Source organism: Microcystis sp. M169S2, from assembly GCF_020245865.1.
Classification (GTDB): Bacteria; Cyanobacteriota; Cyanobacteriia; order Cyanobacteriales; family Microcystaceae; genus Microcystis; species Microcystis ichthyoblabe_A.
Genome location: NZ_JADBUB010000112.1, coordinates 1 through 8790, shown reverse-complemented (window position 1 = coordinate 8790; position 8790 = coordinate 1). Strand labels below are relative to the sequence as shown.

Sequence of the window (8790 nt, the reverse complement as noted above, 5' to 3'; positions counted from 1 at the left end):
CTTGACTCATTTGATTTAAGTTGCTGGCAATGGCTTTCATCGTCATAAAAGCCGAGCTAAAGGCGATTAGCTCATTTAAGGGATAACTTCGACTCTCAACCCCCAAGCTCAGTAATTGCTTCTCAAGAGATTCAATTTCTTCGATGAGCAATCCTAACTTTGGTGGGTTGAGAATTACCTGGGCAGCGATCGCGGTCTGTTGTGTGATCGCTAAAATCATCAGCCATTTTTACTTCTTTGGTGAGGACGGTGGGCAGGCGTTTGGAGCGTTTTGCCCGTAAATATGCACCGATATTACCCAGTTCAATTTTCAGAACTTCCCGATAAAGGAAAAGGATGGCGTTGAGGGCTTGGTTTTGGGTGGCGACGGCAACGTTTTTGTCAACGGCAAGATGGGTCAAAAAGGACTTGATCTCTTCTTTTCCCATCTCACGGGGATGTTTTTTCTGATGGAAGAGCAGATAACGCTTAATCCAGTCCAGATATGTTTGTTCGGTGCGGTAGGAGTAATGCGGTAGGGCGGATCGTCTCTCGCACTACGTCTAGGAGTTTTCGGGGTGGGGGAGGGTTCATAAAAGAGTACGCTAATCGGCATAACACGCTTATTGTAATATTATACGGAAAACTTCTTGCGATCACTCCATTTGAGCGTAATATACGGAAAGATTCTTAAAAAAATGCGTATTTGGCGTGATATACGGAAAATTTCTGCATAATATATAGTTAGGCTGCACAACCCAGGAATCCGAATCCATACTAAAGGCAAATCTTACTCAAAGAACCATTATCGTGAAAGTACCATCACAAAGAATTACGTTTTCACCTAGTGACCAAGAAGAAATTCTTCAGCGTATAGGTTGTAGTCTTTCCACCGGGCAGATAGCCCAGGGTCATAATGTTCAAGAATTTGAAGACTCTTTTGCAAAGTACGTCAACGCAAAATATGCAATTGCTGTAAGTTCTGGTGGTGCAGCCATTGGCATTGGCATGAGATTACTTGAAGTTCAGGATAAAGAAGTTCTTGTTCCTGTTAATACTTTTGTAGCGACAGCAACAGAGATTATGTTGGCTGGTGGCTCTATCCGTTTCGTAGATATCGATCCTGGCACATTCTCAGTTTCTCTTGCTGCACTTCAGGAGGCTAAAACTCCTAGAACAGTAGGTGTAATCATTGTCCATATTGGGGGTATCATTAATCCTGAAGTAGAGGAGATTCAATGTTGGTGCAAGGATCAAGGACTCTGGCTTTTTGAAGATGCTGCCCATGCTCATGGCAGTGAATTTAATGGAAAGCAAGCAGGTAAGTTTGGCTGCATGGCAGCTTATTCCTTTTTTGCTACAAAGGTTATAACCAGTGGTGAAGGGGGGATGATAGTTACAGATGATCACAAACTAGCAGAACGAGCCAGATGTTTTCGAGATTACGGAAAACCGCAACCTTGGGTTAGTTATCATACAGAGATTGGTTCTAACTGGCGATTGTCTGAGTTTTCTGCTGCGGTTGGAGTGGTTCACTTGAAACGCCTGGAAGAGTTTATTAGTTGGCGACAAAAGGTAGCCGACCTTTATACATTTTCACTTCAGAGCATTAAATCGTTTACTCTTGTTTTGCCTGCAAGTAAAAGTAGCTGGTACAAATATATCATTTTACTGCCACCAAATATCAACAGATCAGATTTGAAATCCATCATGAAAGACAGAGGAGTAAGTCTTCCTGGAGGAGTCTACGAGATTCCGTTGCATCAGCAACCTATATTTCAAAGTGTGGTGGGAGAGTTTCCGATAGCAACCGATGTTTGTAGTCGTCATATCTGCTTACCTATATATTTTGGATTAACAGAAGAAGAAGCAAACTATGTAGTTACAACTTTGTGTCAATCTTTAGCTGAGATAGGAGTTGATCTATGAATGATTATAAGTGTGTAGTCACCGGAGGAAGCGGATACATAGGAAGTCATGTTATGGATGCTCTTAGGCTCAGAGGTTGTGATGTCCTGAACGTTGATATTGCGGAAGAAGTTTTCCAAGCTGATATTTCTAATCTAGAATCTGTTACCCAGGTATTTGGCGATTTAAGACCAGATTTTGTTTTTCATCTTGCAGCAATAAGTAATGCACGCCTAGCACTTGAAGATCCTTGCAAAGCTGTTGAGATAAATATACTTGGAACTACAAACGTTCTAGAAGCATCACGCCGAGCCAATGTAAAGCGAGTCATTCTAGCAAGTACTTGTTGGGTGGCTAATGCAATGGCTTCAGGAATTATAGATGAAAATACTCCTTTCTTACCTGAAGGGGGTGGACATATCTATACAACGACAAAAATTGCATCAGAATATTTAGTTCGTGATTATCAAAAACTTTATGGTTTACCCTTTACGATCTTGCGCTATGGAATTCCTTATGGTCCCAGAATGTGGAAGGGTCTTGTATTACGAAACTTTTTGGATCGAGCTTTTAGTAAGCAGCCCCTTGTTATTTATGGGGATGGTAGTTCTTCTCGACGATTTTTATTCATTAATGATTTAGCTAAAGCCCACGCACTCTGTTTACAAGATATTGCCATCAATCAAGTTTATAACCTGGAAGGAATGCGATTCGTCACATTAAAAGAATTGGCTGATTTAGTCGCAAAATTAGTGGGTAATGTCGAGATTTCTTATCAAGAAGAATCTTCTAGAGTTGGAGAACTGAAATATGATCGAAAAATCGTTTCTAGTAATAAGGCATATATAGATTTAGGATGGCAACCAGAAACAGATATTGAGTCAGGTATTCAACAAACAATTGAATGGTACAAGCAGGAAATTTTATCTGCTAACTAAATCTAAAAAGCAATCTATGCAAACAGACTCTATTAGAAATTACACTACTTACCTTCCCAAATTTATTATTGGAGGAGGAATGAAATGTGGTACAACCTCGCTTCATTCTATTTTGAATCATCATCCCAAAATATTTATTCCTCAAGAAGAGCCACATTTTTTTACCATTGATGATTTTGAGCAAAATTCAGATTTCTTTCTAAGATTATCGGATGGCTGGCATTTCTGGGATTTCGACAAAAATCTTACAGAGTATTTTCCTTGGTATGTAAATTTCTTTAAACCTGCTCACCCAGATCAAATTATTGGTGAGGATTGTGTTTCTTATTTGTCGTCTTCTAAAGCACCAGCCAGGATAGCTTCGATTTTGCCAGATGTAAAGCTTATTTTTTTGCTACGAGATCCAGTTAAGCGAACTTATTCGCAATATTGGCATTGGGTAAAGACGAATCGAGCTATATATAGTTTTGAAGAAACTTTGCAGTTTTCATCGGGACATCTTTTGCAAAGGAGTTTATACAAAAAACACATAGAAGAATACTTAAAGTATTTCAATTTAAGTCAAATAAAAATCGTGATTTTTGAAGATTTTATCCATAATACTCAATTAATTGTTGACGAAGTTTGTAAATTTATTGGTCTTCAAGAAGGCATTAAAATTGACAAACTAAAAACTCATACTAATAAAGCATTAGTACCTAGAAACTATTCGCTTCAGCTTTTCGTCAACACAGTCTTGAAAACAAAAGTTTCTGGACGTAAGTATTTAAGCTATCACCTACCTAATTCTAATCAAAAGCTTCAACCAAAATTTCTTTCCAGCGTCAACTTAATTCTTCAGAAAATCAATTTGACCCAAAAAAAAGCTTATCCTTCAATGAATGCTGATACTCGTCTTTTTCTGGAACAATATTTTAGCAAAGAGAATCAAGGGTTATCTGATCTAATTAGAATCCCCGTAGAAAATTACTGGAAATATATGTCCAAATCAACTGAATGAGGTGGATGATTATGTTAACTCCCCAAAATACTGTGCTTGTCACTGGTGGTGCAGGTTATATCGGTTCTCATGCAGTGCTTGCTTTGCAAAAAGGAGGTTATCAACCTATTATTCTGGATAATTTATCATCAGGAAATAGAGATGTCGTAGAAGATATTCTCCAGGCAAAACTTATTATTGGAGATATTAATGACAGGTCTTTGCTAAAACAAGTTTTCTCCACTTATAGTTTTACTGCTGTTATGCACTTCGCAGCTTCTATTGATGTGGGTGAGTCAGTCTCGTATCCTGAAAAATACTATCAAAATAACGTTTCAGGAAGCCTAAATCTTTTAGAAGCTACAATTTCAGCTAACGTTAAGAACTTCATCTTTTCTTCGACAAGTGCAATTTATGGGAATCCAGATCGAATTCCTATTTATGAAGAAGATACTCCGAATCCAATTAGTCCATACGCCCGAAGTAAACTGATGGTAGAACAAATTCTTAGAGACTTTGATATATCTCATAAACTGAAATCAGTTTGCTTCCGTTATTTTAATGCTGCGGGTGCTGACCCCTCTGGATTAATAGGTGAGGATCGTCCATCAGAGACTCATCTTATTCCTTTACTTCTATTAACTGCTATGAAAAAGCGAGATTCAATATCTTTATTTGGAACAGATTATGAGACTCATGATGGAACTTGTATCAGAGATTATATTCATGTTGCTGATATTGCTTCTGCCCATGTCTTGGGTATGGAGTATTTAATGCAAGGTGGTGAAAGCCAAATATTTAATTTAGGGAATGGCAATGGCTTTTCAGTTCGAGAGATAATTGAAGCTGCTAAGTGCGTGACTCAGCAAGAAATTTTTGTTCATGAAACTCAACGCCGCCAAGGAGATACCCCTATTCTAGTTGGTAGCAGTATAAAAGCAGAGGAAATTCTTGGGTGGAGTCCGAAGTATGTCAACATAGAACAAATCATTGCTCATTCATGGAATTGGCATCAAAAACGATTTAATTTTCAAAGCAAACTATGAAAAATGAAAAACCTCAAGCAAGCTTAATCGGTTGGAATTTACTAGGATATCAGTATCTTTTCCAAAGCCAATGGTTTAACCTTCGACAAGATAAGATACAGGTGTTCAAGAATAAAGAATTTACTTATACCTATGTTGAACATCCTGGCGCTGTTTTCATAGTTCCAATTACAGAAAATTTAGAAATTATATTAATCCATTCTTATCGTTACCCTATTGATAGATGGTGCTGGGAAATTCCAGCAGGAAGTTTGGGAGATCAGGACAAACTATCGCCAAGCGATGTTGCACGTAAAGAACTGGCTGAAGAAATTGGTGGAGAAACAGAAAACTTAAAAAGTTTAGGTTCTTATTATATGGCAAATGGTTTTGCAAGTTTAGAAAACCACTTTTTTATTGCATACAATACGAAAATTACTTTCACGCATCAAAAAGAAGACACTGAAGTTATTAGAGAGGTTAAAGTTCTCCCGATAGAACAGGCTCTACAAATGATTCAAAATGGTGAAATTAACGATGGCGAAAGTGCATTTGCAATGCTACTTGCATTCATGGAAATGAGATCGGTATTCCGGTTAACAGAAAGGTAAGCCAATGCAGCCCAACAATGCGTTGGTGCGGACGGTACAGAGGTTATCGGTGGGAGTTCGAGGTGGTCTGCCGCCGCACAACTTCACAGTTAGCCCGCTAAATCTCGGTGGGATTTCTCGTGAGACGTGTTCAAGAAATCACCTGGAATAGACATCTCCAAAAATTACAACCTAGTACGATCGCCGATCTGGTAGGGTGCGTTAATGAAATGTAACGCACCTTATCTAATGTTCAAAATCCGTGCGTTACGCTAACGCTAACACAGGCTACATCATATTTGATCGCCAAGATTAAGTGCGATCGTTTATCTCCGTAGGCTGGGTTGACGGCAGGAAACCCAGCATTGCTTTTCTCTATCAACACTAACCAAAAGCACGATCCCACCCAAAACACATCGACCCTTATTAGAAGCGGATAATTTCGATCGTGCATCGCGATCGTTGAAAACAGACATCAAATTCTCGAAAAAAGTTCGTTTGCCCAAGAATTAAGGGTATCTGAGAGGTTTTTGCCCAAGCAAAGGCTAGACGAACAGGTTCCAAATTCCCAATTTGAACATACACAAATAACCCTCGTGCTTCAACCCTTGCAAGATTTCCGGCCAATGGCAAGCGGACAGTTTGTTCCTCCCAAATTGCACCCAATTGCGGCCCGATGTCGTAAGGTAATAGATTGACCGTAGATCCGGTATCCAGCAAGGCATTCGCAGAAACAGAAAGGCCTGCATGACTCAGAGTGATGGGAATCGTGGGTAATGCTTCATCGTCGGAAAGGGGAAATTCGACTGTACTAGGCATGGGTAGATGCCTCTCGGTCATCCTGAATCATATGCATCAGAATATTGGCGGCTTCCGTGGCATCGTAGGGCGACCAAATCGGATACTCTGATGCGGAAAAGATAACCTGTAGTTCAGCATCCGGGATTTGTGCAGCTAGGAGTTTGAAGAGTGATAATTTGTCTGTCTGGCTCAGATTGTTGACCAGAAGAATTAACTCAGTGAGTGACATGGCTTAAACTTCTAGATATGCGAGAATAAATTGATCATAAGCGATCTGTGAGGTACGGTCTAACAATCCCGTTGCACACCGACCGTATCAGGTTGGTCGGTGCTGAGTAACAAGAACCACATCATGTGTTGCTACAATTTGATCCCACATCCATAATTCTATCAAGCTAAAATGGAGTGCTATCTAGAAGGAACTTATGATGAAATACAAAATTGTCCTTTATCGTTCTGAAGAAGGAATTACTGTTGGCGTTCCTGCGCTCCCCGGTTGTTGGTCTGAGGGAGATACTGAGGAAGAGGCATTAACCAATATCCAAGATGCAATTCGTGAGTATCTTGCAGCCTTAGAAGAACGCTTGCAAGATGGGGAAATTCGTGAAATTGAAATGCAGGTGTAACTATGCCTAGAATTCCTGGCGTAAATCACCTAGATGCAGTACGAGCCTTGGAGAAGGTAGGCTTTCGGATCATTCGCCAAGGCAAACATATCATCATGAGTGATGGGGTGCGTCAAGTTGCTCTTCCAAAGCACAATCCAATTAAGGCATTTACAATGGGTGGAATTGTTCAAGATGCTGGTTTGACAGTCGCAGAATTTCGTAAACTATTATGAGTACGATGCCAAAGGCACTGCGTAGCAGATCGCCTCGCCCGTAGGTTGGATTGACCCAAGGAAACCCAACATCAATCAACTCATAACAGAGTGGGATGCCGAAGGCACTGCGTAGCAGCACGCCGATCTTGTAGGGTGTGTTAATGAAGTGAACGCACCTTATCTAATGTTCAAAATCCGTGGGTTACGCTAACGCTAACACAGGCTACATCATATCGATCGCCAAGATTAAGTGATTGCCAAACACACCCTATCAATTCAAAAGAGCGAGATCGTTCAGGTTAAAATGGAGAAGGCAGTCAATGGGGCAAGGCTATGACAGTTCGGCAAAGGCGTTACAGCAAAGAGGAGATGGCTCGTCGGGGGAAAGAACTCTACGAGTCTGGCATTCGGCAGCAAGTCGAAGCGGGTAATGAGGGTAAAATTATCGCGATCGACATCGAAACCGGAGATTTTGAGGTTGATGAAACGGTCGTAGCTGCAACCAATCGGCTATTTGAGCGTAACCCTGATGCCCAGCCTTTTGGAATTCGGATTGGACACCCTGCCGTGTATCACTTTGGTTCGCGGAGCTTAAAGAAGAATTCATGATACGCGGAGTTGTGAATTTGCGCCGTGAAGCTACACTTTCCCTTGTAGCCGTAGGGTGCGTTCCCTAATGCAAGTCCTACTGTTCCACCAATAGATTTTGGGGAACGCACCATGCACATTGATTGAAGCTGATTTTTCTTGGTATATTGGCAAAACGCGGTTAACTTGAGTTTCAGTCTGTCCAATTTGTCACCTTTAGAGAGGTTAGATTGTCGATGGAAAGTAGCGATCGCGTAGTCTGGCGCTATGCTCAAGAACACGAGATATTGAGTTAGATTCAGGAACGGAGGTACTGGCAAACTGTAATTGCGGGCTTGATTCGATCCGCTATAATTAAGAAACTATCCTTTGTCTACAAGGGGTACACCACACCTTTCCGAGTTGATGGGACTAAGACGGCAGACTAACACGACTATCGAAAGATAGTCCGCTGTGTGGGCAATCGGGTTAATCCTTAGTCCCTGATCTCCACTGTTATCTTTCCTGCAAAGGGAGAGCAATGCCGGTTCACTCGATCCGGAGGAAGACAGTGTTAAAGGGAAGTAAGCTCAACGGCAACGGGCAGCGCAAATCAAACCAGTCACTTCAGTCTTTTTGCCAAAGGCTAAAGGTGAGTATCAAGCGTCTAGATAAAACTTCTCGATCTTATTATCGAAGATTTAGATTAGTTATTAGGCGTTTTTTACCCTTCTTACAGGCTATCGCTGCACTCATTGCAATCGCTAAATCTCTAGGGTTCTTGTAACCCAATCTAAGTTCGTAAGGCAAGGGAGAGATGTTTCTCAATCTTGCCTTTAACGTTAGTAGAGGAAGTGCGATCGCTGATCTTGTAGGGTGCGTTACGGCGAATTATTAATTTTGGTTTTTTGACTAAATTGATAGCCGCCTAACGCACCCTACACTCTACTGAAACAATCCACTACTGAATATACAGCCCTGAGAGCAGAGATCCTTCAGGCTGATAATATTTGCCTATTACCTATTGGGTGTAGGCAGGTAAGTCTTGACTCATTTGATTTAAGTTGCTGGCAATGGCTTTCATCGTCATAAAAGCCGAGCTAAAGGCGATTAGCTCATTTAAGGGATAACTTCGACTCTCAACCCCCAAGCTCAGTAATTGCTTCTCAAGAGATTCAAT

The 8790-nt window shown here is 40.8% G+C and carries 11 protein-coding genes; 8 read left to right on the top strand and 3 right to left on the bottom strand.

The features are described from left to right. Nucleotides 1-131 precede the first annotated feature (131 nt). Nucleotides 132-461: a site-specific integrase gene (locus IM485_RS11730; RefSeq protein WP_287743199.1), complete on the bottom strand. Its 330-nt coding sequence runs from the start codon at nucleotides 459-461 to the stop codon at nucleotides 132-134. A 328-nt stretch (nucleotides 462-789) separates the two neighbouring features. Between IM485_RS11730 and IM485_RS11725 the strand changes: the two genes are divergently transcribed. Genes IM485_RS11725 through IM485_RS11705 form a run of 5 tightly spaced genes read left to right on the top strand, consistent with a single transcriptional unit; the run spans nucleotide 790 to nucleotide 5440 of the window. Continuing rightward, nucleotides 790-1908: a DegT/DnrJ/EryC1/StrS family aminotransferase gene (locus IM485_RS11725; RefSeq protein ID WP_287743197.1), complete on the top strand. Its 1119-nt coding sequence runs from the start codon at nucleotides 790-792 to the stop codon at nucleotides 1906-1908. Continuing rightward, nucleotides 1905-2825, top strand: a complete 921-nt coding sequence (locus IM485_RS11720) for an NAD-dependent epimerase/dehydratase family protein (protein WP_287743196.1) — start codon at nucleotides 1905-1907, stop codon at nucleotides 2823-2825. Before IM485_RS11725 ends, IM485_RS11720 begins: the two co-directional genes overlap by 4 nt. Before the next feature lie 16 nt (nucleotides 2826-2841). After that, the gene (locus IM485_RS11715; RefSeq protein WP_287743195.1) at nucleotides 2842-3825 is read left to right on the top strand and encodes a sulfotransferase family protein; all 984 of its coding nucleotides are present in this window, start codon (nucleotides 2842-2844) and stop codon (nucleotides 3823-3825) included. Between the two features lie 11 nt (nucleotides 3826-3836). Next, entirely contained in the window at nucleotides 3837-4850 is a 1014-nt protein-coding gene (galE, locus tag IM485_RS11710; protein WP_287743193.1) for a UDP-glucose 4-epimerase GalE, read from the top strand. Beyond that, nucleotides 4847-5440, top strand: coding sequence for an NUDIX domain-containing protein (locus IM485_RS11705; RefSeq protein ID WP_287743190.1), 594 nt, complete (start codon nucleotides 4847-4849; stop codon nucleotides 5438-5440). Before galE ends, IM485_RS11705 begins: the two co-directional genes overlap by 4 nt. A gap of 405 nt (nucleotides 5441-5845) precedes the next feature. Here the strand turns inward: IM485_RS11705 and IM485_RS11700 are convergent, their stop codons facing one another. Beyond that, entirely contained in the window at nucleotides 5846-6238 is a 393-nt protein-coding gene (locus IM485_RS11700) for a pepsin/retropepsin-like aspartic protease family protein (RefSeq protein ID WP_002753443.1), read from the bottom strand. After that, complete coding sequence (locus IM485_RS11695) at nucleotides 6231-6449, bottom strand: hypothetical protein (RefSeq protein WP_002753442.1); 219 nt, start codon at nucleotides 6447-6449, stop codon at nucleotides 6231-6233. The genes IM485_RS11700 and IM485_RS11695 overlap by 8 nt, the downstream gene beginning before the upstream one ends. 199 nt (nucleotides 6450-6648) lie before the next feature. On the opposite strand from IM485_RS11695, the gene IM485_RS11690 reads away from it, so the two are divergent. The 3 genes from IM485_RS11690 (at nucleotide 6649) to IM485_RS11680 (ending at nucleotide 7652) form a co-directional block, all read left to right on the top strand. Continuing rightward, a complete protein-coding gene (locus IM485_RS11690; RefSeq protein ID WP_002738180.1) occupies nucleotides 6649-6846 on the top strand; it encodes a type II toxin-antitoxin system HicB family antitoxin in 198 nt (65 codons plus the stop codon). Nucleotides 6847-6848: 2 nt separating this feature from the next. Further along, complete coding sequence (locus IM485_RS11685) at nucleotides 6849-7061, top strand: type II toxin-antitoxin system HicA family toxin (RefSeq protein WP_159252414.1); 213 nt, start codon at nucleotides 6849-6851, stop codon at nucleotides 7059-7061. A 315-nt stretch (nucleotides 7062-7376) separates the two neighbouring features. Beyond that, nucleotides 7377-7652: a hypothetical protein gene (locus IM485_RS11680; RefSeq protein WP_024970721.1), complete on the top strand. Its 276-nt coding sequence runs from the start codon at nucleotides 7377-7379 to the stop codon at nucleotides 7650-7652. Nucleotides 7653-8790: the final 1138 nt, after the last annotated feature.

What these genes read in the sequence shown, in the direction of transcription:
- IM485_RS11715 (WP_287743195.1), top strand. Translation starts at nt 2,842, where the DNA reads ATGCAAACAGACTCTATTAGAAATTACACTACTTACCTTCCCAAATTT.
- IM485_RS11720 (WP_287743196.1), top strand. Translation starts at nt 1,905, where the DNA reads ATGAATGATTATAAGTGTGTAGTCACCGGAGGAAGCGGATACATAGGA.
- IM485_RS11685 (WP_159252414.1), top strand. Translation starts at nt 6,849, where the DNA reads ATGCCTAGAATTCCTGGCGTAAATCACCTAGATGCAGTACGAGCCTTG.
- IM485_RS11705 (WP_287743190.1), top strand. Translation starts at nt 4,847, where the DNA reads ATGAAAAATGAAAAACCTCAAGCAAGCTTAATCGGTTGGAATTTACTA.
- IM485_RS11700 (WP_002753443.1), bottom strand. Translation starts at nt 6,238, where the DNA reads ATGCCTAGTACAGTCGAATTTCCCCTTTCCGACGATGAAGCATTACCC.
- IM485_RS11695 (WP_002753442.1), bottom strand. Translation starts at nt 6,449, where the DNA reads ATGTCACTCACTGAGTTAATTCTTCTGGTCAACAATCTGAGCCAGACA.
- galE (WP_287743193.1), top strand. Translation starts at nt 3,837, where the DNA reads ATGTTAACTCCCCAAAATACTGTGCTTGTCACTGGTGGTGCAGGTTAT.
- IM485_RS11680 (WP_024970721.1), top strand. Translation starts at nt 7,377, where the DNA reads ATGACAGTTCGGCAAAGGCGTTACAGCAAAGAGGAGATGGCTCGTCGG.
- IM485_RS11690 (WP_002738180.1), top strand. Translation starts at nt 6,649, where the DNA reads ATGAAATACAAAATTGTCCTTTATCGTTCTGAAGAAGGAATTACTGTT.